This is a genomic window from Massilia varians (genome assembly GCF_027923905.1).
In the GTDB taxonomy this organism is placed as follows: domain Bacteria; phylum Pseudomonadota; class Gammaproteobacteria; order Burkholderiales; family Burkholderiaceae_D; genus Telluria; species Telluria varians_B.
Window position 1 is genome coordinate 1,387,466 of the sequence record NZ_AP026966.1, and the last position, 22,040, is coordinate 1,409,505.

Here is a 22,040-nt window from a genome sequence, read left to right on the forward strand (position 1 = left end):
TTGTTCATTCGGATTGGATTTGCGAAACTGGAAATCGCCAAACCCCCAGTTCTCAAGGAAACCAACCGAATGAACATCCATAAGAATGCCCGATTGACCTTCATCCGTCGAGTCGAAATGGTCGAAGACGTCCTGAAATCTCGTTTGCCTGATAGCCAAGCGGCGCAGTTATACGGCGTCAGCGCAGCAACCGTGCGCAAATGGGTCGGTCGCTTTCTCGCCGAGGGAAAGCCAGGTTTGGTTGACCGCTCTTCACGTCCTAACTGCAGTCCGCGTGCCATTGATGAATCGAAGGCGCTGACCATCGTTGAGCTGCGCAAGAAGCGAATGACGCAAGCACGCATCGCCGAGTATTTGTCGCTATCAAAAGCCACGGTAAGCCGTGTGCTCGGTCGTGCTGGCCTGGCGCGATTGTCGGATCTGGAACCGGCCGATCCAGTGAAGCGTTATGAGCACGAGAATCCGGGCGACCTCATACACATCGATACGAAGAAGCTAGGCCGGATCGAGAAGACCGGTCACCGGGCTACTGGTGACCGTCGTGACCGCAGCCGCGGTGCGGGCTGGGAAGTGTTGTTTGTGGCCGTCGACGATCATGCCCGGATTGCGTACACCGAGCTGCACCCTGATGAGTCACAGGAAAGCGCCTGCCGCTTCCTGGCGAACGCTCATGCGTATTACTGCTCGCTGGGTGCGAAACCCAAGCGGCTGCTGACCGATAATGGCTCGGCCTTCCGTGCAAAGAGTTTTAGCCGCGTTTGCACAGGGCTGGACCTGAAGCACCGTTTTACCAAGCCCTACCGGCCCCAGACCAACGGCAAAGCCGAACGCTTCATCCAGTCGGCGTTACGTGAATGGGCCTACGGCTTCGTCTACAAGAGCTCCGACGAGCGTGCAGCCACGCTGCGTGAGTGGATCCATCATTACAACTGGCATCGCCCGCACCAGGGCATCAGCGGCAAGGCGCCAATGTCCAGGCTCTCAACCAACCGAAACAACCTCTTGCAACTTCACATCTAGCGCACGCAGGATGCCGCTCGACCCCGGCACTTCACCCAAGCCGGTGTTGCCGGCGCTGTCCTTCAGCAGCACCAGGATGCGCGTGAAGTAGGGTGCATGGGCGCCGCACAGGTTGAGCAGCATGCTGTCCGTGCCGGCCACCGGAATCACCTGCATCTCGGTGACGGTCGGGCTGGCGTGTGGCTGGATCGGATTCATGGAAGAGTCTCCTTGCAAGCAAGGATGGAACTTGCTCGTAACATTGGTATCAAATAAAATGATTGCGCTAACATAACCAGTGTGAAGGAATTGCGATGGCGCGTCAATCGATTCTGGCAGCCGCGCTGGCTGCCATGCTGCTGGCTGGGTGTGCCGCTTCCGGCGGCCCGGTTGCCTCCGAAGGACAGTGGGTGGCATCCTGGGGAACCGCGAACATGCTGCCCGGCCCCGAGCACCAGCTGGTGCCCGCCCAGTGGCAGGACGCCACCTTGCGCCAGGTCGTGCGGGTGTCGCTCGGCGGCGCGCGCCTGCGCGTCAGGTTCAGCAATGTCTTCGGCACCGAGCCGCTGGCGATCGGCGGCGCCAGCATCGCGCTGTCGGACGGGCCCGGCCGCTCCAGCATCGTGCCCGGCAGCAGCCGCGTCCTGCGCTTCGGCGGCGCCGCCGCGGTCACGATCCCGGCCGGCGCCGAATACCTGAGCGACCCGGTCGCCATCTCCCATGCGGTCGGAGCCGACCTGGCGGTGTCGATCCATTACCCGGATGCCCCCAGCCGCCAGACCGGCCACCCGGGCGCCCGCGCCACCAGTTTCATCGCGCCGGGACAGCACCTGGCAGCGGACGAGCTGCCGCAGGCGTCGCGCTTCACGCGCTGGTACCAGCTGGCCGGGATCGAGGTCGAGGACCAGCCCGGCACGCATGCCGTGGTGGCGATCGGCGACTCGATCACCGACGGCTATGGCGTCGCGCCGCACACCAACCTGCGCTGGACCGACGGCCTGGCGACCAGGCTGCGCCAGGCCGGCATGGGCGGAATAGGGGTGGTGAATGCGGGGATCGGCGGCGGGCGCCTGCTGCGCGACGGCCTTGGCCCCAACATGACGGCGCGCTTCGAGCGTGACGTCCTGGGGCGGCCCGGCGTGCGCCATGCGATCGTCCTGATCGGCGTGAACGACTTCGGCACCTAGCACCGTGATGCGAAGGACAGCCTTGAGGCGCGCCGGCAGCTGCTGGCCGACATGCAGGAAGCACTGCGCCAGTCGGTGGCGCGCGCCCATGCGCGCGGCGTGTGCGTGATCGGCGCCACCATCGGCCCTTATGCCGGCAGCGAGTACTACCATCCCAAGGCGCCGAACGAACAGGATCGACTGGCCTACAACGACTGGATCCGCCGCTCGGGCGTGTTCGACGGGGTGATCGACTTCGATGCGGCGCTGCGCGATCCGGCGCGGCCGGATCGTCTGGGCAAGGCGTATGACAATGATGGGCTGCATCCGAACATGGCGGGCTACCAGGCGATGGCGGAGGCGGTGCCCTTGGCATTGCTAAAGGAGTGCCGCCGCTGACGGTAGGGTGGACGGCTATGCCGTCCGCGCGTTCAGCCAGTGCAAGCGCAGTGGCAGCGCATCCGTGAGTTGAACGCGCGGACGGGAGACCGTGATCTGGTCCACTGGACCAGATCACCCCTACGAACGGCTCAGCCGTTACCAGGCGCGTACGGGAAACGCTGCACGCGGTAGTACTCGAGCGGCTGCGCCGGCGCCTTCGACCCGGCCGGCAGCGCCCGTCCCGACACGTGCATGAAATACGCCAGGCAGGCATCGCGCCACCACTGCGCCTCCACGCGCTGCTGGGCCAGGCGCTGGCCGAGTAGGGCAGGTTATTGGCCGAGTAGACCAGCATCAGCAGGATATAGGTCAGCAGCGCATAGACGATCTTGCCCTGCTGCCCGAGATCGGGCGTGCTGAAGGCCAGCAGCGCGGTGAGACCGAAGGGAATCGAGGTCCACAGGATCCAGGGGCGGAACTTGCCCCAGCGCGTGTGGGTGCGGTCCGCCAGCAGGCCCATCAGGGGATTGAAGCAGGCGCCGACGATGCCGCCGATGAAGATGATGGAAGCCGCGGCGCCCGGGCTGACCTTGTACACGTCCGTGTAGAAGAAGGCGATGAAGGTCAGGAGGGTCTGGAAGATCAGGTTGGCGGCAAGGTCGCCCAGGCTGTAGCCGAGCTTCTCGACTACTCCCAAGCGTGCAGGGGTCGCTTTTGGATGGCTCATGTGTCTCGGATATCGTTATAGGTCAGGCGTCTGGCGCGCCGGAACCAGTTGCTACCATTTATATATCACTAAATGATAGCGCTAGCATTTATCCGAGTATGGCTGAGGCTTGGTACGGAGTCAACAGCCGGGATCGACTGTTGCGGCTGTCGCCGGCGGGCGCCTCCGTGTGCGCGCCCGCCAGCGCCGCCGTGCGGGGTGACCCTTAGCCCGCCACCGCCGGCGGGTCCTTGCGGGTCTTCCACAGCGAGTACAGGATGCCCGAGGCGAGCAGCAGTCCGGTTACCGCCAGCGACAGCTCGGCCGGCACCTTGCCGCCGAAGACGAAGTCGCCCAGGAAGATCTTCGAGCCGATGAAGACCAGCACCGCGGCCAGCGAGTACTTCAGGTAGTGGAAGCGCGCCACCATCGCCGCCAGCGCGAAGTACAGCGCACGCAGGCCCAGCACCGCGAAGATGTTCGAGGTGTAGACGATGAACGGGTCGCTGGTGATCGCAAAGATGGCGGGCACGCTGTCGACCGCGAACACCACGTCGGTGATCTCCACCATGCACAGCGCCAGGAACAGCGGCGTCGCCCACAGCAGGGTCTTGCCTGGTCGCGCCGGGTCCGGCTGGCGCACCAGGAAGTGGTTGCCGTGCAGCTCAGGCGTGATGCGCATGTGGCGCTTCAGCCAGGACAGGACGCGGCTCTCGCGGATGTCGCCGCTGTCGCTATCCACGAAAAACATCTTGATGCCGGTGAAGACCAGGAAGGCGCCGAAGATGTACAGGGTCCAGTAATAGCTTTCCACCAGGGCGGTGCCGGCGCCGATCATGATGCCGCGCGTGATGATCACACCCATGATGCCCCAGAACAGCACGCGGTGCTGGTACAGCGGCGGGATCGCCAGGGTGGCGAAGATCAGCGAGATCACGAAAATGTTATCCAGCGACAGGCTCTTTTCGATCAGGAAGCCCGTATAGAAGTGCATGCCCTTCTCGCTGCCAAATTCATGCCAGACCCACAGGCCGAACAGCAGGCCCGCGGCGATGTACAGCGCCGACAGCTTCAGGCTTTCCTTGACCCCGATGACGTGGTCCTTCTTGTTCAGCACACCGAGGTCGAAGGCCAGCAGCACCACGACGATGGCGAGGAACACCAGCCAGCTCCAGGCTGGCGTGCCGAGCCAGAGCGTAGTCAACAATTCCATGATGGTCTCCGTTTAGAACAGGCGGCCTTAGTTGGCCAGGGCCGCAGTGGTGAAGGAATCCTCGGCATCAATCTGGCCGAACCAGGCGCGCGCCGCGCGCCGCACCAGGGTCGCTTCGCGGCCGTCGAGGTGGCCGTCGGCATGCACGATGTCGACCATGGTCCGCCACACGCGGATCTGCAGCAGCGGATCGCGGATGTCGAGCAGCAGGGCGTCCATCAGGCGCGGGTCGATCTCGACCATGCCGGCATGGCGGTTGGCCGCGGCATCGAGCAGGTCCTCGCACAGCTGGCGCAAGGTGCGATCGAAGGTGTCGTCGTCGATCTGCACCTGCTGCAGGTAGGGGGAGCGGTGCATGGCACTCACCTCGGACGGGCTCACGTGGCCGTCCACGATCATGGTCAGCGCCAGGATGCGGCTGACGGCTTCGGAACTATTGGTTTGATAAGTGTGCATGGTGACCTCGTTGTTGTGTGTAAGTGAGATCACTATAGAAGCGCACAAAACTAAAGTAAAATCGATTAATCTTTCGTAAAGCGTAAGTTTTATTGAGGTTTTATCGCGATGATCAACTACAAGCACCTGCATTACTTCCACGCGGTCGCCACCCATGGCACGGTGGCGCGCGCGGCCGAGCAGCTGCACGTGACGGCGCAGGCGATCAGCATGCAGCTGCAGGTGCTGGAAGAGCAGCTGGGCGAGGAACTGTTCAAGAAGAAGGGGCGGGTGCTGGAGCTCACCGAGGCCGGCAAGACCGTGCTGCGCTACGCCGAGCAGATCTTCGACCTCGGCAACGAGCTGGAGCAGGCAGTGCGGCGCGGCGCCTTTACGGGCGATGAAACCCTGCGGGTCGGCATCTGCGACGTGATCGCCAAGCCGATGGCCTTCCGCCTGCTGCAGCCTGCGCGCGAAGTCGGCCTGGCGATGCGCCTGATCTGCCGCGAAGGGCGCTTCGACGACCTGGTGGTCGATCTCGCCGCCCATAAGCTCGATCTGGTGATCGCCGACCAGGGCCTGCCCACCGGCGGCGCGGTGCGCGGCTACACCCAGCGGCTGGGGTCGAGCACGCTCACCGTGTTCGGCCACCCGGAGCTATGCCGGGCATGGCCGGGCGAGTTCCCGCAGCGCCTGCGCAACGCGCCCTTCCTGCTGCCCGGCCAGGACGCTGCCGTCCACACCCAGCTCAAGAGCTGGTTCGAGCGCCACGACCTGCGTCCGATCACGGTGGGCGAATTCGACGACGGCGCGCTGCTGAAGTCCTTCGCCTCTGCCGGTACCGGCTTCATGGCGGCGCCCACGGTGCTCTCGAGCATCGTGCAGCTCGAAACCGGGCTGGTGGAAGTCGGCACCATCGACAGCATCGTCGAGCATTTTTATGCCGTGTCGGTGGAGAGGAGGGAAGGGCATCCGGCGGTGCGGCGGATCCTGGAAGGGGCGGGGGCGGTGTTCGGGCACGGGGCCTGAGCCGGGCAGGTCCTGCGTGCAGCGCGAGGACCTTGTAGTTATCTGCTTCTTCTCGACTGAAGTGAGGCAAAGTCTTCGTTGATGCCTCCGCTACAGTGTTCGTTCCCCACTGACGGACAGGATGGACCATGGAGCTCGCCTGGTTCGGTCGCGCCACACTCGCTTTTGCCCTATTGTTCAGCAGCCCGCTGCACGGACGGCCGTCCGAGCCGGATAGCGTCGTAGCGGGAAGGATATGCTCACGCACGCACAGTGCCAAGCTAATTGCAATGCCACCAGCTTCCATCACCATGGTAGAAGCAGATTCGCTGTCTAGTTTCGACGTCAAGAGTACGGCTCATAACGCCAGTGCAGCCGTTCGCGGCTTCTGCGTCGTTGAAGACGTTCCTAATACTTCATCCAGGCGGGATACCAAGTTCTGGCGTGCTACCACCGCATGCCCGTCGGACAGTTCTACCGCGCGGCTGACATCGCCTGCCTTGATTGCGTTCGCAATTTCTTCGTGTTCATCCCAGATCGACTCCCGTTGACCAGCTGACTGCAGCACAGCACCCATCACACGGCGCAAGTGCGCCCAATGCAGTTGGGTAGTCTCAACGATGAGAGGATTTCCCGACGCATGATAAATAGCCATATGGAACGCAATATCGGCCTCGATCATGGCCTTGACGTCGTTTCCACGCGCTGCTCGCCGCCCCGCCTCGATGATCTCGATGCCGATGTCGGCGTGTCGTTCGGCTGCAAGCCTTGCCGCTAAGGTATCAAGGGCGCCACGTACTTGGTACAGGTTACCGATCCATTGCGGGTCAAGTTCTGCAATAAGAATTCCGCGTCCGGGAGCATCTTGTACCAAGCCGTCCTTCTTAAGCAGCCGAAGAGCCTGCAGGACAGGTGAGCGCGATACGCTCATCTGCTCCGCGATCTCCTCCTGGGTAATCCGTGCACCCGGCGGAAGGGAACCGTCGCTGATCGCGTCCAGAAGTGACTTATACACCTCATCAACAAGATCAGGACGTACTTGAATTTTCGACAATTTTGTAAGCATAGGGCACCTTTGTATTCAGTATACGTTTATCCGGCATGAAGTCAATTTGTCTCCGTACGGCAAGATGCACAACTTTTCGCACATCCTCCAAATAAGCTTGACATCCAGGCGAAAGAGGCCAAGAATGAACTCTGTATACAGAATACTGAACTCAAAAAGGGGTGTCATGAAAGTTTTTTACGACAAGGATTGCGACCTTTCCCTCATCCGGGACAAGCAGATCGCGATCATCGGTTACGGCTCGCAGGGGCATGCGCATGCCCAGAACCTGAGCGACTCGGGCGTAAAGGTTACGGTGGGGCTGCGCCGCGGCGGCGCCTCCTGGAGCAAAGTCGAAGCGGCCGGCCTGAAGGTCGCCGAGGTCAATGAAGCGGTAAAGAGCGCCGACGTCATCATGATCCTGCTGCCGGACGAGAACATCGCCCAGGTCTACAAGGAAAACGTTGAGCCGAACGCAAAGCATGGCGCGGTGTTGGCCTTTGCCCATGGTTTTAATATTCACTATGGTCAGGTTGTGCCTCGCAGTGACCTTGACGTCATCATGGTCGCTCCTAAGGCACCAGGCCATACGGTGCGTAGCACCTACGTGCAGGGCGGGGGCGTACCAACCCTGGTAGCCGTCTATCAGGACGAGTCGGGCTCGGCACGCGACATCGCGCTGTCCTACGCCATGGCCAACGGCGGCGGCCGTGCCGGCATCATCGAAACCGATTTCCGTGAAGAGACCGAGACCGACCTGTTCGGTGAACAGGCGGTGCTGTGCGGCGGTACCGTCGAGCTGATCAAGGCGGGCTTCGAAACCTTGGTGGAAGCCGGCTACGCGCCGGAGATGGCCTACTTCGAGTGTCTGCACGAGTTGAAACTGATCGTTGACCTGATCTACGAAGGCGGCATCGCCAACATGAATTATGGTATTTCCAACAACGCAGAGTACGGCGAATACGTCACCGGCCCGCGTATCGTAACCGCGGAGACCAAGGACGCAATGCGTCAGTGCCTGAAGGATATCCAGACCGGCGAATACGCGAAGAGTTTTATCCTCGAAAACAAGGCCGGCGCCCCGACGCTCAGCTCACGCCGCCGACTGAATGCCGAACACCAGATCGAGCAAGTTGGCGAAAAGCTGCGCGCCATGATGCCCTGGATCGCAGCAAGCAAAATGGTAGATCGAAGCAAGAACTGAAGTAAGTGGAGGGCGAATAACAGCGCCCTCGTCAATGCAGCAAATTTTTTTGCCCAATCACTTTGTATACAGAATACTGAGCACAGACTGGCCACGGAGCCATCGATTCTTCACAGGAGACAACATGAACACCCGCGACAAGACTGCAGAAACCGCCGCCGCCCAACCGGTCGTCAAGAAGCTCATCCCGTTCGGGGGCTATCACACCAATAAGGTTCCCGGTCATGATCCGGAACTGACCGAGGTCGGCCCTGGCACCCCGATGGGCGAATACATGCGCCGCTTCTGGCATCCGGTCTGCATGTCGATGGAGCTGACCGACACGCCGCACTTCCTGAAGATCCTCGGCGAAGAACTCGTCGCCTTCCGCGACAAGTCCGGCCGCGTCGGCCTGCTGCATGCGCATTGCGTGCACCGTGGTGCCTCGCTGGAATACGGTGCCATTCAGGAGAAGGGCATCATGTGCTGCTATCACGGCATGGTGTTCGACATCGACGGCACCTGCCTGCATGTTCCTTTCCCGAAAGGCGAAGAAAAGGAAGCGGAAAAATACGCGTGCTCGATCAAGCAGGGTGCCTACAAGGCTTTCGAGCGCAATGGCCTGGTCTTCGCCTACATGGGCCCGCCGGAAGAAGAACCGCCGTTCCCTGAGTGGGAAGGAAACTTCACGGTCGCGGAGGGCGATGAGCTGGTCCCGTACAGCAACTTCCAGCACTGCAACTGGCTGCAGGTGCAGGACAATGCGGCCGACAACTTCCACCCGACCGCGCTGCACGCCGCCAAGAACGTGGTGAACGGCCAGTTCCAGGGTACCACCTTCGACGAAGTGGGGGCGGCGTCGATGGAAGTGGCCCCGGACATGCAGTTCATCCCGATCCACCAGGGCCGCGGCCTGGCCTGCGCCGGCGCGCGCCGGGTGAACAAGGACCGCCTCTTTGTGCGCGTCCAGCACCAGGTACTGCCGAACCTGAGCCTGCACGCCTACACCTCGGAAGACGGTTCGAAGAAGAAGCTGTTCAGCCGCTTTCACATCGTGCGCTGGACCGTGCCGGTCGACGACGTCAACAGCAAGATGATTGGCTGGCGCGTCATGGGCCCTGGCATCGATACCCGCGGCGTGGGAAACAAGGAAATGGTCGGCTACGAAACCATCGACTTTCTCGAAGGGCAGGTTGCGATGCGCCGTCCGGAACGCTTCGGCAAGTACAAGCTGGAAGACATGCCGCCGATCCCGTCGGACCACCGTGCACGCGAGAACTACAAGGAATGCCAGTACGCACCGGGCGACTACGAAGCCATCATCAGCCAGCGCCCGATCGCCGTGCACGCGCTCGAGAACCCAACCAAGTTCGACGCCGGTGTCTTCCAGTTCCGCAAGATGCTGCGTGACGCCGTACGTGGCACCAACCCGGCCGCTGGCCCACAACAGTTCGCGCAATGGTTGCGTGACAACGCCGCCGCACCCAACAGCTATTGCTCGGGCAACGTGCTCGAGGTGCCGGAAGGTGCGACCGTCGAAGAGGAAGTGGCGCGTCGCCGTCACGTGACGCGCCAGATCGTGGCCATCATCACCGAGAGCGAAAAGCTCAAGGGCGACGAGCGCGCTGCCTTCGTCCGCCAGCGTTTCGACGAGCTGGAACAGTCCACCAAGAACTGATGCCCGGGCCGGACCTGCGGGTCCGGCCCGTGTTTGCGTCCACGTCGTGCAATGCAATAAAGGGCGCAGACCCTGGCAATCAAGGAGACAGTCATGGAAATGAATCAGACCTTTATCGCTGTCGGCCGACAGCAAACGAACCTGTCGCTGCTGGTACGCCAGATCCGCTACGAAGCCGAAGGAATCAACTCCTATGAGCTAGTGGATCCCGCCGGCGAAGAGCTGCCGCCGTTCACGGCCGGCGCGCACATCGACATCCACCTGCCGAACGGCATCATTCGCCAATATTCCCTATGTAATTCGCCCATGGAGCGGCACCGTTACGTGATCGCCGTCCTACGCGACGAGAAAGGGCGGGGCGGTTCCAAGGCCCTTCACGACTCGCTGCGTGTGCAGGACATTGTCACCGTCAGCCAGCCGCGCAACAACTTCACGCTGGTGCCAGGTGCGAAAAAGGTCATCCTGCTCGCCGGCGGTATCGGTATGACGCCATTGAAGTCGATGGCGCACGCGCTCGAAGCATCGGGTGTTCCTTTTGAAATGCACTACTGCGCCAGGAATGCCGGTTGCGTCGCCTTCAAGGAACAACTCGATGCAAAGTGGGACCACGGCAAGCTCCACTTCCACTTCGACCATGGGGACCCGGCCAACGGGCTGAACATTGCCAAGCTCTTGAGCGAAACCGGCGAAGACACACACGTGTTCTATTGCGGCCCCGGCGGCTTTATGAAGGCGTGTGCGGAAGCGGCCAGCCACTGGCCGGCAGGTACCGTTCACTTTGAACACTTCAAGGCCCCTGAGCCCAGCCCGTCCGCTCTCAACGTCGCACCAGGTAGCTTCATGGTGAAGATCGCCAGCACCGGCGCGATGCTCGAAGTGCCGGCAGACCGAACTATCGCCGACGTGCTCGAACAGGCCAACATTCGCATCGAGACCTCCTGCCAGGCCGGCCTCTGCGCCACCTGCAAGATCCGCTATCTCGAGGGAGAAGTCGATCACCGCGATTACATCCTGAGCGATGAAGAACATGGCCAGTGGCTGACCGCTTGCGTATCGCGTGCCACGAGCGGCGTGCTGGTGCTCGACCTGTAACACCCTGCGTCACGATCATTACATACCTCGCCTGACCCTGGTGCTGTCCGATCCGCCGCCAACCAATTGTGTCGGCAAGGCATGCATCTGTTATTTATATTTGACAACCTGAGGAGAATTTCATGCTGGACAAAGTGAAACAAGTGGCGAGCGCCGAGCCGACTGCCCTGCAGCTCGACGCCAAGCGCTCGATCTATTATCCGAAGCAGGAAGGCCTGATTTACCCGGAGATTCCGTCCTTCGAGTCCTTCGCGGAAGAGCGCCAGCACCGCAAGCAGCGCCTGGTCGCCGCCTGCCGCGCCTTCGCCCAACAGGGCTACGACTACGGCTTCGCCGGGCACCTCACGGTGCGCGATCCGGAACATCCGGAACTCTACTGGACCAACCCGATGTGCGTTCACTTCTCGCAAGTGAAGGTGTCCAACCTGATCCTGGCTGACCACAAGGGCCGCGTGGTAGAGGGAGACTACGCGATCAACCGCGCCGGCTTCGTCCTGCACGCAGCTGTCCACGAAGCGCATCCGGACATCATGGCGATGTGCCACGCGCATACCGTCTACGGCACTGCTTTCGCCGCCCTCGGACGCCCGCTCGACCCGATCAGCCAGGATGCGGCAGCCTTCTTCGAAGACCATATCGTCATCCAGGACGAGGCTGGACAGGTCGCGGTGGAGGAGAAGGCGGGCCTGGCGGTGTGCGACTGGTTCAAGGAGGTCAAGGCCGCCATCCACCAGAACCACGGCTTGCTGACGGCCAGCCGCCACAGCATCGAATCGGCCGCGTTCTGGTTCATCGCGCTCGAACGCTGCTGCCAGCAGCAACTGCTGGTGGAGGCAACCGGCATCAAGCCGAAGATGGTGCCGCCAGAGCGCTCGCGCTACAGCCGCGAGCACGTCGGCAGCGAATACATCGGCTGGCTGCACTTCCAGCCGATCTATGACCAGATCGCCGCGATGCAGCCTGACATGTTCGATTAATCCTCTTCCCTGGCCTGCGGGCCAGTTGCACCACATTGTTCCAGGGCTGCCGTCTGCGGCAGCCTCCCCCAAAGAACAGAAGACTACGAAGGCCGCAAGCCCGCTGCCGAACGTAGCGTGTTCATACACCATCAGGAGACAAACAATGTTGAGCTCGACTACGTTGGTCGGTAGTGCCATCACGCGTGACGAGGCCGCTGCGGCCTATGCCAAGGTCACGTGGCGCCTTCTACCATTCCTATTTATCTGCTACGTCTTCGCCTACCTGGACCGGGTGAACGTCGGTTTCGCCAAGCTCCAGATGATGAGCGACCTCGGCTTCAGCGAGGCTGTCTACGGACTCGGCGCCGGCGTGTTCTTCGTCGGTTACCTGCTGTTCGAAGTACCCAGCAACCTGATCATGCTGCGGGTTGGCGCCCGGGTCTGGATTGCACGGATCATGATCACCTGGGGCATCATCTCCGGCTCGATGATGTTCGTTACGACCCCGACCAGCTTCTATGTGCTGCGCTTCCTGCTCGGCGTCGCCGAAGCCGGTTTCATTCCGGCGATCCTGCTGTACCTGACCTACTGGTTCCCGGCCAATAAATGCGGCAAGGTCACGGCCCTGTTCCTGACCGGTATTCCCATGTCGGGTGTGATCGGCGGCCCTCTGTCGGGCTTTATCATGGCCAACATGGATAATGTCCAGGGCATGGCTGCGTGGCAGTGGCTGTTCGTGCTGGAGGCGATTCCGACCGTCATCCTCGGATTTATCGCTTACTTTTTCCTCAACGATAAAATCTCGGATGCCAAATGGCTCACCGAACGTCAGAAAGCCATCCTCGAGCATAACCTGAGCCAGGACCAGCACGGCAAGCATCATGCGCTGCGCGACGGCTTCACCAATCCGCGTGTGTGGCTGCTGAGCTTCATCTACCTGTTCTTCACGATGGGCCTGTACGGCATCAGCTTCTGGCTGCCGTCCATCGTCAAGGCGAGCGGCGTGGACAATGCGCTCGACATTGGCCTGCTGACAGTGATCCCGTATGCCTTCGCTACCGGGGCGATGATCATGACCGGTCGCAGTTCGGACCGTCGTCATGAACGTCGCTGGCACCTCGCGCTGGCAGGTATCGCCGGGGCGATTGGCCTGGCCTGGAGCGTGGCGTATGCCGACAACACGGCGGTGGCGATGCTCGCGTTGACCCTGGCAACGATGGGCATCATGACCACGATCTCGCAGTTCTGGACCCTGCCTCCGGCCATCCTGAGCGGCGCGGCGGCGGCGGCGGGTATCGCGATCGCCAACTCGATCGGCAGCTTCTCCGGACTAGTGGCGCCCTACCTGCTCGGCGTCGTCAAGACCGCGACCAACAGTACCGACTCAGGTGTGCTGGTACTGGCGGTGTGCCTGGTCCTGGGCAGCTTGCTGGTATTTACCGTGCCGGCCAAGCTCGTCAACCGCAAATAAGCGCCCCAAAAGGCAGCCCCGACCACCCGGCTGGCCATCGCCCTGCTTTCGCAAGGCGGTGGCTCCAGCCGGGCAGGCAGCTGCATGGCAAGAACATTCAGGAGTTCATCATGAAGAAGGCGCATTTCGCATTGGCCCTGCTCGGCATCCTTGCGGGCACATCTCATGCCCAGAGCCAGGTGACCGTGTACGGCCTGCTGGACCTGGCGATCGTGCAGGAAGCAGGCGGCAAGGTCGGTACAGTCAACAAAGTGAGCAGTGGTGTTGGCGCCGGCTCGCGCATCGGCTTTAAAGGGAGCGAAGATCTCGGCAACGGGCTATCGGCGGTCTTCCTGCTCGAAAGCGGCTTTCAGGCCGACACGGGCGAAATGGGGCAGGGCGGCCTGCTGTTCGGACGCCAGGTGTATGTAGGCTTGCAGGGGAATTTCGGCGTCGTTACCATCGGTCGCCAGTACACACCGGAATACATGACCACCGTGATGGCCGACCCGTTCGCCTCCGGCTATGTGGGCGACACCAAGAACATGATTTCCGTGACCGGGAACTCGTTCAGCCGGATGGACAATACGGTCAAGTACATCTCCCCCAAGTTCAATGGTTTCATCGTCGAACTCGTCGCCGCACCGGGCGAGGTATCCGGTGACAACGCCTCCGGGCGCCAACTCGGCGGCGCCATCGAGTACGCGACCGGGCCGCTACGGGTCCGCCTCGGCTACCACGACCGCAACAACGATACGGCCACGCTGAAGGATACCGAAAATGCCAGGAATCTCGTGCTCGGCGCCGTATATGATTTCGGCGTCGTCAAACTGTACGGTATCCTCGGCCGCAACAAGGGCTTGAACAGCGCGGTCTGGCGCAATAACAACAATCCGTTTGGCCGGCCAACGGCTCCGGTGGCATCGACCGACAGCCGGGATGCGTTGCTGGGGCTGACGGTACCATTCGGGATGCACGCGCTGATGGCTTCCTATATCTATAAGGATGACCGCACGGTGCGCAACCAGAATGCCAATCAGATCGCGATAGGCTACCGCTACAGCCTGTCCAAGCGAACGGAGCTGCATGCGAGCTATGCGCGGATCGACAACCGCAACGGCGCCAGCTATACGGTGGGCAGCGCGATCGAAGCCGGCACCGGTGACCGGGCCACCAGCTTTGGCATCCGGCACGCGTTCTGAGTATTCACCGGGACTGTTAATGAACTACCCAGTCATTCCGATTGCCCGCCTCGGCGACGGCGCCAGTCGCCAACGCAAACGCGCAGCCCCGAAGGGCCGGCGCGTCGATCCGCAGGCGCTGGCCGAGGTGCAGGCCCTGCTGGGCCTTGAATCGCGCCAGCCCGACCTCCTGATCGAGCACCTGCACAAGATCCAGGACCGCTACGGCTGCCTGGAGAGCCGGCACCTGGCCGCGCTGGCCCAGGAGATGCGCCTGGCCCAGGCCGAGGTCTACGAGGTCGCAAGCTTCTATCACCATTTCGACCTGGTAAAGGAAGGCGAGGCCCGGCCCGCCGCGCTCACGGTGCGGGTCTGCGCCAGCCTCTCCTGCGAGATGGCAGGCGCACGGGCGCTGCTGGAGCGGCTCCCTGGCCTGCTGGGACGCGAGGTGAGGGTGCTGGAAGCGCCCTGCGTCGGCCGCTGCGAACAGGCGCCGGTGGCGGTGGTGGGGCAGCGGGCGGTGCCGCAGGCCAGTGCCGAACAGGTCGCCGCCAGGGTCGCAGCCGGGCAGACGCGCGAAGAGCCGACCGAGCACCTGGATTACGACGCCTACCGCGCCGGCGGCGGCTACGCGCTGCTGCAGGCCTGTGTGGCCGGCACGGTCGACGTCGAGCAGGTGATCGGCACGCTGGAAGCCTCCGGCCTGCGCGGACTCGGCGGCGCCGGCTTCCCGCTGGGCCGCAAGTGGCGCATCGTGCGCGCCGAGCCAGGCCCGCGCCTGATGGCCATCAACATCGACGAAGGCGAGCCCGGCACCTTCAAGGACCGCGTCTACCTCGAGCGCGACCCGCACCGCTTCCTGGAAGGCGCGCTGATCGCGGCCTGGGCGGTGGGCATCGAGGCCATCTACATCTACCTGCGCGACGAATACCACGGCTGCCGCGCGATGCTGGAAGCGGAGCTGGACAAGTTGCGCCGCGATCCGCCGCTGGCCAACATGCCGCCGATCTACCTGCGCCGCGGCGCCGGCGCCTACATCTGCGGCGAAGAGTCGGCGATGATCGAATCGATCGAAGGCAAGCGCGGCATGCCGCGCCTGCGTCCGCCCTACGTGGCCCAGGTCGGCCTGTTCGGGCGCCCGACCCTGGAACACAACTTCGAGTCGCTGCACTGGGTGCGCGACATCCTCGAGCGCGGCGCCGACTGGTTCGCCAGCCACGGACGCCACGGACGGCGCGGCCTGCGCTCGTTCTCGGTTTCGGGCCGGGTGCGCGACCCGGGCGTCAAGCTGGCCCCGGCCGGCATCACCATCGTCGAGCTGATCGAGGAATACTGCGGCGGCATGCAGGATGGCCACGCCTTCTACGCCTACCTGCCGGGCGGCGCCTCGGGCGGGATCCTGCCGGCCTCGATGGGCGACATCCCGCTCGACTTCGATACCCTGCAGCCCTACGGCTGCTTCATCGGCTCGGCCGCGGTGGTGGTGCTGTCGCAGCACGACAGCGCGGTCAGCGCCGCGCGCAACACCCTGGCCTTCTTCAAGGATGAGTCCTGCGGCCAGTGCACGCCTTGCCGCAACGGCACCGCCAAGGCGCTCGACCTGATTCGCCAGCCGCAGTGGGACACGGTCCTGCTGGGCGAGCTGTCGCAGGTGATGCGCGACGCCTCGATCTGTGGCCTGGGCCAGGCGGCGCCGAACCCGATCGACTGCGTCATCAAATACTTCCCGCATGAGCTAGCGAGATAAGTGGTGAAATCATGAATGCACCTATTCGTACGATCACGTTCGAAATCAACGGCCATGCAGTCGACGCATTGCCCCATGAGACCCTGATCGAGGTCGCGCAGCGCGAAGGCATCGAGATTCCACACCTGTGCTACAAGGAGGGCATGGAGGCCGTCGGCAACTGCCGCTCCTGCATGGTCGAGATCGCCGGCGAGCGCGTGCTCGCCCCCTCGTGCTGCCGCAACCCGACGGTGGGCATGAAGGTCGCGACCAACAGTCCACGCGCGATTGCGGCGCAAAAGATGGTGCTGGAGTTGTTGCTGGCCGACATGCCTGAGGCAGTGTATACCCGCAAGAATGAGGTCGATCTCTGGGCAGGAAGGCTTGGACTCGGCAAATCGCGTTTCGCGCCGACTCGTCTGCAGCCTACGGTAGATGCCACCCACGCCGCGATCACCGTCAACCTCGACGCTTGCATCCAGTGCACGCGCTGCGTACGCGCTTGTCGTGACGAACAGGTGAACGACGTGATCGGCCTGGCCTTCCGTGGGCAGGAGGCGAAGATCGTGTTCGACCAGGACGATCCGATGGGCGCCTCCACCTGTGTGGCCTGCGGGGAGTGCGTACAAGCATGCCCGACCGGCGCTTTGATGCCAGCGCGCGAGGTGGCTCTTAACATCCCAGACAAGCAAGTCGACTCGGTCTGTCCCTACTGTGGCGTCGGCTGCCAGCTCACCTATAACGTCAAGGACAACAAGATCCTCTACGTCGAGGGCCGCAATGGCCCGGCCAACCTGGGGCGCCTGTGCGTGAAAGGTCGCTACGGTTTCGACTATGCGCACCACCCGCACCGCCTTACAAAGCCGCTGATCCGCCGTGAGGGCGTACCAAAGACCGGCGACTTCGCGATGGACCCGGACCGGGTGCTCGAGGTGTTTCGCGAGGCGAGCTGGGAAGAAGCCCTGGAACTGGCCGGTGGCAAGCTCGCGCAACTCCGCGACCAGCACGGTGGGGCCGCCCTGGCAGGCTTCGGCTCGGCCAAGGGCAGCAACGAGGAGGCTTATCTGTTCCAGAAGCTGGTGCGTACCGGCTTCGGCACCAACAACGTTGATCACTGCACCCGTCTGTGTCATGCCTCCTCAGTGTCGGCGCTGCTGGAGGGAATCGGCTCCGGTGCGGTGTCAAACCCGGTGATGGACGTCACGCGCGCCGAGGTGATCGTCGTCATTGGCGCGAACCCGACCGTCAACCACCCGGTTGGGGCAACCTGGATCAAGAACGCGGTCAAGACCGGGGCGAAGCTGATCGTGCTCGATCCGCGCCGCTCCGAGCTGGCGCGGCATGCGCACCGCTATCTGCAGTTCAAGCCCGACACCGACGTTGCGCTGCTCAATGCAATGATGCATGTGATCGTCAGCGAGAAACTGGTCGATGCCGACTTCATCGCCAGCCGCACGGTCGGTTACGCCGACCTGGAGGCGAACGTTGCCGATTACAGCCCGGAAGCGATGTCGCCGATCTGCGGGATCGATGCCGAGACCATTCGCTACGTGGCGCGGTTGTATGCAACGTCAAACGGTTCAATGATTCTATGGGGCATGGGCGTGTCGCAGCACGTGCACGGCACCGACAATGCCCGCTGCCTGATCGCCCTCGCTTTGATGACCGGCCAGATCGGACGACCTGGCACCGGCCTCCATCCGCTGCGCGGCCAGAACAACGTGCAGGGCGCCTCGGACGCCGGCCTGATTCCGATGATGCTGCCAGATTACCAGCGGGTCGATAACCCAGCTGTACGCGCGAAATTCGAACAGGCTTGGGGCGCCACGCTCGACCCAAAGCCAGGTTTGACCGTGGTCGAGATCATGGATGCCATCGACGCCGGGCAGATCCGCGGCATGTACATCATGGGCGAGAATCCGGCCATGTCTGACCCCGACGCTAACCATGCGCGCGCTGCGCTGGCCGCACTGGAGCACCTGGTGGTACAGGATATCTTCCTGACCGAGACGGCCTACCTGGCCGACGTGATCCTGCCGGCTTCCGCCTTCCCGGAAAAGACCGGCACCTTCACCAATACCGACCGCCTGGTCCAGATGGGCCGTCAGGCGATCGATCCGCCGGGTGAGGCGAAACAGGACCTGTGGATCATCCAGCAAATGGCCAGGCAGCTCGGCTTAAGCTGGGACTACGGCCATGTCTCGGAAGTGTTTGACGAAATGCGCAGCACAATGGAAAGCATCGGCGGAATCACGTGGGAGCGCCTGGAGCGCAATGGAGCAGTGGTATATCCGTGCTTCAACGAAGGCGACGTCGGTCAACCGGTTGTGTTCACCGAGCTGTTCCCGCGGGAAGGCGGAAGGGCGCGTTTCGTCCCCGCCGACATCATCCCGGCCGACGAGCGCCCGGACAGCGACTACCCTATGGTCCTGATCACCGGGCGCCAGCTTGAGCACTGGCATACCGGCAGCATGACGCGGCGCGCGACGGTGCTGGATGCAATTGAGCCTGACCCGGTAGCGCTGGTGCACCCACTCGACCTCAAGCGGATGGGAATCACACCCGGCCAGCCCATCACAATCGCCTCGCGCCGAGGTGAAGTCGTCCTGTATGCGCGGGCTGACGACAGTTCTCCGGTGGGAGCGATTTTTGTACCGTTCTGCTACTACGAGGCGGCGATCAACCGCCTCACTAACGCGGCGCTTGATCCTTTTGGCAAGATCCCCGAGTTCAAGTATTGCGCCATCAAGGTTACGCCTGGCGGTGAGGTGACTCCGCAGAGCAGCTACGGCGGTGGCCAGATTCTGGCCCGCAAGGTTCAAGTGACAGCATGAATCGTTGTATCTCGGAGTCTGCCGACTATCTGCCCGTCTTGTCAGAGGCGCATGCCAGCCTGACGCACGAAGTCACGGCTGTGGACGAACGCGGCCGGCACTCGACGATCCACATCCCAGCCGAGCGGCCGCTCACCGTCTACGTCGACACGCGCGAGATCGTCACCTTGATGACCCTGGGCGGCGCACCCGAGGCGCTGACCCTCGGCTACCTCCGCAACCAGCGCTTGGTGCGCTCGCTCGAGGACATCGTCTCGATCCAGGTCGACTGGTCGGTCGATGCGGTGGCCGTGGTCACCCGCAACGGCATCGCAGACGTCGAGGAGCGCACCGCGAAGAAGGTCGTCACCACCGGCTGCGGGCAGGGCTCGGTGTTCGGCGGGCTGATGGACGAGGTCGATAGAATCACGCTGCCGGAGGACGCGCGCCTGCCGCAGTCGGTTGTGTACCGCATCGTCGAGACCATCCGCACCCAGCAGTCGGTCTACAAGCAGGCCGGCTCGGTGCACGGCTGCGCGCTGTTCTCGAACGCCGGCAAGCTGCTGTACTTCGTCGAGGACGTCGGCCGCCACAACGCGGTGGATGCCATTGCCGGCCTGATGTGGCTCGACGGCATGGAGGGTGGGGACAAGGTGTTCTATACTACCGGGCGCCTGACCTCCGAGATGGTGATCAAGGGCGCCCAGATGGGCATTCCCTTCCTGCTGTCGCGTTCCGGCACCACCCAGATGGGCCACATGGTGGCCGAACGGGTCGGCATGTCGCTGCTGGCGCGCTGCTCAGGCAAGCACTTCCTGCTGCTGGCCGGGCACGAGCGTCTGGTGTTCGATCTCGACGTATTAATGCCAATACCCGCCCCACGGCTGGACTACTATCCTTGTTGACGGCAATTGCGCACGCTTTCGCGCTGCTGTTCAGCGGCGACGAGGCGCTATGGCGCATCGTCTGGGTGTCGGTCAAGACCAGCATCCTGGGGCTGCTGTTGGCAGCCCCGCCGGCGGTGTTCCTGGGCTACGTCATCGCCATGCACCGCTTCCCTGGACGGCGCATCGCCATCTGGTTGGCCCAGGCCGCGCTGTCGCTTCCCACCGTGCTGATCGGACTGCTGCTCTACCTGCTGCTGTCGCGGCGCGGCCCGATCGGCGGGCTCGAATGACTGTTCACTTAGGAAAGCGTGATCCTGGGCCAGATGGTGATCGGGCTGCCGGTGCTGCTGGCTTTCACGCTGGCGGCGGTGCAGGCGGCCGCCCCGCGCTATGCCGAGACCGCTATCGCCTTGGGCGCGTCCCGCCTGCGCGTTATGATCACGGTGCTGCACAAGGCGCGCTACGGCGTAATGGCCGCTGTCATCAGCGGCTTCGGCCGCGTGATCTCGGAAGTCGGCTGCGCTGATGGTGGGCGGGAACATCGAAGGGCAGACGCGCACCATCACCACCGCGATCGCGCTGGAAACCAGCAAGGGCGAGTTCGCGCAGGGCATCGCGCTGGGTATTGTGCTGGTGTCGCTGGCCCTGCTCATGAACGGCGCGCTTGTGCTGCTGCAGGGCGAGGCCCACACTGCTGGAGGCCGCTAGTGAGCACGCTGCTAACGCTGCACGGCCACTTCGCAGTATTTCGCCAGTACAGTAGTCTTTGTCACGTCCAAGTACAACTACTGCGAACTATATGAGAATACTGCGAATTCACTGCGAAGTTTTCTGAGAAACTGCGAAGTTTTCTGAGAACCTACAGTCCGCTGGATCAGACCACCGACCCCAGCTTAAAGATCGGCATATACATCGCAATCACCAGCCCGCCAATCAACACGCCCAGGATCACCATGATCAAGGGCTCCATCAGCGACGACAAGGCCGCCACCGCCTCATCGACTTCCTCTTCGAAGAAGTCCGCCACCTTGCCCAGCATGGCGTCAAGCGAACCGGATTCCTCGCCGATCTGCACCATCTGGATCACCATGTTCGGGAACACGTTGGCGTTCTGCATCGAGATGGTCAGGCTGGTGCCGGTGCTGACCTCGGTCTGGATCTTCTTGGTCGCTTCCAGGTAGACGTCGTTGCCGGAGGCGCCGCCCACCGAGTCGAGCGCTTCGACCAGCGGCACGCCGGCCGCGAACATGGTCGACAGGGTGCGGGTCCAGCGCGCGATGGTGGCCTTGCGGATCACGGCGCCGAAGATCGGCAGGCGCAGCAGGATGCGGTCCATCGCCTGCTGCATCTTGCGCGAGCGCTTCCAGGCCTGGAAGAAGAAGTACAGGCCGGCGAACAGTCCGCCGAAGATCAGCCACCACCATTCCACCACGAAGTCCGAGATGCCCATCACGATCAGGGTCGGGGCGGGCAGGTCGGCGCCGAAGGTCTTGAACACTTCCTTGAAGGCCGGGACCACCCAGATCATGATGATCGCGGTGACGATGAAGGCGATCGCGATGATCGAGATCGGGTACATCAAGGCCGACTTGATCTTGCCCTTGATGGCCAGCGTCTTTTCCTTGTAGATCGCCAGGCGGGTCAAGAGGTCTTCCAGGATGCCGGCCTGTTCGCCGACGCCCACCAGGTTGCAGAACAGCGGGTCGAAGTAGACCGGGTACTTGCGGAAGGCGTTGTTCAGGCTGGTGCCGGTCTCGACGTCGTTGCGCAGGTCCATGATCAGCTTGGACATGGACGGGTTGCCGTGGCCCTTGCCGACGATGTCGAAGGCCTGCAGCAGCGGCACGCCGGCCTTCATCATGGTGGCCAGCTGGCGCGTGAACAGGGTCAGGTCCTTGTCGGTGATCTTGCGTCCGCTGCGGTAGGCCTTCTTCTTGACCTTGGTGACCAGGATGCCCTGGCGGCGCAGGGTGACGTTGACGATCGCCTCGCCGCCGGCGCGCAGTTCGCCGCGCACGGTCTTGCCGGTCTTGTCCTTGCCTTCCCAGGCGTAGACCGCTTCCTTGACCTGCGCTACCGCGCGGCTCCGGGGTTGTAGGGAGGTAGCCATATGTCCTT

The 22,040-nt window shown here is 62.8% G+C and carries 16 protein-coding genes and 4 pseudogenes; 13 read left to right on the plus strand and 7 right to left on the minus strand.

Annotation, left to right across the window (positions count from 1 at the left end):
• Window positions 1-69: 69 nt before the first annotated feature.
• The gene (locus tag MasN3_RS06460; RefSeq protein ID WP_281913111.1) at window positions 70-1,020 is read left to right on the plus strand and encodes an IS481 family transposase; all 951 of its coding nucleotides are present in this window, start codon (window positions 70-72) and stop codon (window positions 1,018-1,020) included.
• Here the strand turns inward: MasN3_RS06460 and MasN3_RS06465 are convergent.
• A pseudogene (locus MasN3_RS06465) lies at window positions 1,015-1,218 on the minus strand (glucarate dehydratase); the annotation flags it as partial. The gene MasN3_RS06460 and the pseudogene MasN3_RS06465 sit on opposite strands and share 6 nt — an antisense overlap.
• Window positions 1,219-1,433: 215 nt before the next feature.
• Between MasN3_RS06465 and MasN3_RS06470 the strand changes: the two are divergent.
• Window positions 1,434-2,564: pseudogene (locus tag MasN3_RS06470) on the plus strand (SGNH/GDSL hydrolase family protein).
• Between the two features lie 131 nt (window positions 2,565-2,695).
• Here the strand turns inward: MasN3_RS06470 and MasN3_RS06475 are convergent.
• The 4 genes and pseudogenes from MasN3_RS06475 to MasN3_RS06490 all read right to left on the minus strand — a co-directional run bounded on the left by MasN3_RS06475 (window position 2,696) and on the right by MasN3_RS06490 (window position 4,921).
• Complete coding sequence (locus tag MasN3_RS06475; protein ID WP_281913112.1) at window positions 2,696-2,842, minus strand: hypothetical protein; 147 nt, start codon at window positions 2,840-2,842, stop codon at window positions 2,696-2,698.
• Window positions 2,843-2,919: 77 nt separating this feature from the next.
• Window positions 2,920-3,273: pseudogene (locus tag MasN3_RS06480) on the minus strand (MFS transporter); the annotation flags it as partial.
• Between the two features lie 205 nt (window positions 3,274-3,478).
• Complete coding sequence (locus MasN3_RS06485; RefSeq protein WP_281913113.1) at window positions 3,479-4,465, minus strand: TerC family protein; 987 nt, start codon at window positions 4,463-4,465, stop codon at window positions 3,479-3,481.
• Between the two features lie 27 nt (window positions 4,466-4,492).
• Complete coding sequence (locus MasN3_RS06490) at window positions 4,493-4,921, minus strand: TerB family tellurite resistance protein (RefSeq protein ID WP_281913114.1); 429 nt, start codon at window positions 4,919-4,921, stop codon at window positions 4,493-4,495.
• A 108-nt stretch (window positions 4,922-5,029) separates the two neighbouring features.
• On the opposite strand from MasN3_RS06490, the gene MasN3_RS06495 reads away from it, so the two are divergent.
• Window positions 5,030-5,929: a LysR family transcriptional regulator gene (locus MasN3_RS06495; RefSeq protein ID WP_281913115.1), complete on the plus strand. Its 900-nt coding sequence runs from the start codon at window positions 5,030-5,032 to the stop codon at window positions 5,927-5,929.
• A gap of 337 nt (window positions 5,930-6,266) precedes the next feature.
• Here MasN3_RS06495 and MasN3_RS06500 read toward each other — a convergent pair whose 3' ends face one another.
• Window positions 6,267-6,974: a GntR family transcriptional regulator gene (locus tag MasN3_RS06500; RefSeq protein ID WP_281913117.1), complete on the minus strand. Its 708-nt coding sequence runs from the start codon at window positions 6,972-6,974 to the stop codon at window positions 6,267-6,269.
• Between the two features lie 166 nt (window positions 6,975-7,140).
• On the opposite strand from MasN3_RS06500, the gene ilvC reads away from it, so the two are divergent.
• The 10 genes and pseudogenes from ilvC to MasN3_RS06550 all read left to right on the plus strand — a co-directional run bounded on the left by ilvC (window position 7,141) and on the right by MasN3_RS06550 (window position 20,630).
• The gene (gene ilvC / locus MasN3_RS06505) at window positions 7,141-8,157 is read left to right on the plus strand and encodes a ketol-acid reductoisomerase (RefSeq protein WP_281913118.1); all 1,017 of its coding nucleotides are present in this window, start codon (window positions 7,141-7,143) and stop codon (window positions 8,155-8,157) included.
• A 124-nt stretch (window positions 8,158-8,281) separates the two neighbouring features.
• Complete coding sequence (locus tag MasN3_RS06510) at window positions 8,282-9,814, plus strand: Rieske 2Fe-2S domain-containing protein (protein ID WP_281913119.1); 1,533 nt, start codon at window positions 8,282-8,284, stop codon at window positions 9,812-9,814.
• Between the two features lie 99 nt (window positions 9,815-9,913).
• Window positions 9,914-10,906 carry a PDR/VanB family oxidoreductase gene (locus MasN3_RS06515; protein WP_370662347.1) on the plus strand — a complete coding sequence of 331 codons (993 nt, stop codon included), beginning with the start codon at window positions 9,914-9,916 and terminating at the stop codon, window positions 10,904-10,906.
• Window positions 10,907-11,028: 122 nt separating this feature from the next.
• The gene (locus tag MasN3_RS06520; RefSeq protein WP_281913121.1) at window positions 11,029-11,883 is read left to right on the plus strand and encodes a class II aldolase/adducin family protein; all 855 of its coding nucleotides are present in this window, start codon (window positions 11,029-11,031) and stop codon (window positions 11,881-11,883) included.
• A 145-nt stretch (window positions 11,884-12,028) separates the two neighbouring features.
• Entirely contained in the window at window positions 12,029-13,336 is a 1,308-nt protein-coding gene (locus MasN3_RS06525; RefSeq protein ID WP_281913122.1) for an MFS transporter, read from the plus strand.
• A 110-nt stretch (window positions 13,337-13,446) separates the two neighbouring features.
• Window positions 13,447-14,517, plus strand: coding sequence for a porin (locus MasN3_RS06530; protein ID WP_281913123.1), 1,071 nt, complete (start codon window positions 13,447-13,449; stop codon window positions 14,515-14,517).
• Window positions 14,518-14,536: 19 nt separating this feature from the next.
• The gene (locus tag MasN3_RS06535; protein WP_281913124.1) at window positions 14,537-16,243 is read left to right on the plus strand and encodes an NAD(P)H-dependent oxidoreductase subunit E; all 1,707 of its coding nucleotides are present in this window, start codon (window positions 14,537-14,539) and stop codon (window positions 16,241-16,243) included.
• Between the two features lie 11 nt (window positions 16,244-16,254).
• The gene (gene fdhF / locus MasN3_RS06540) at window positions 16,255-19,056 is read left to right on the plus strand and encodes a formate dehydrogenase subunit alpha (RefSeq protein ID WP_281913125.1); all 2,802 of its coding nucleotides are present in this window, start codon (window positions 16,255-16,257) and stop codon (window positions 19,054-19,056) included.
• The gene (locus MasN3_RS06545) at window positions 19,053-19,940 is read left to right on the plus strand and encodes a formate dehydrogenase accessory sulfurtransferase FdhD (protein ID WP_281913126.1); all 888 of its coding nucleotides are present in this window, start codon (window positions 19,053-19,055) and stop codon (window positions 19,938-19,940) included. The genes fdhF and MasN3_RS06545 overlap by 4 nt, the downstream gene beginning before the upstream one ends.
• Window positions 19,895-20,630 (plus strand): annotated as a pseudogene (locus MasN3_RS06550) (ABC transporter permease). The gene MasN3_RS06545 and the pseudogene MasN3_RS06550 overlap by 46 nt, the downstream one beginning before the upstream one ends.
• A 166-nt stretch (window positions 20,631-20,796) precedes the next feature.
• Here MasN3_RS06550 and MasN3_RS06555 read toward each other — a convergent pair.
• Window positions 20,797-22,032: a type II secretion system F family protein gene (locus tag MasN3_RS06555; protein ID WP_281913127.1), complete on the minus strand. Its 1,236-nt coding sequence runs from the start codon at window positions 22,030-22,032 to the stop codon at window positions 20,797-20,799.
• Between the last annotated feature and the right edge of the window lie 8 nt (window positions 22,033-22,040).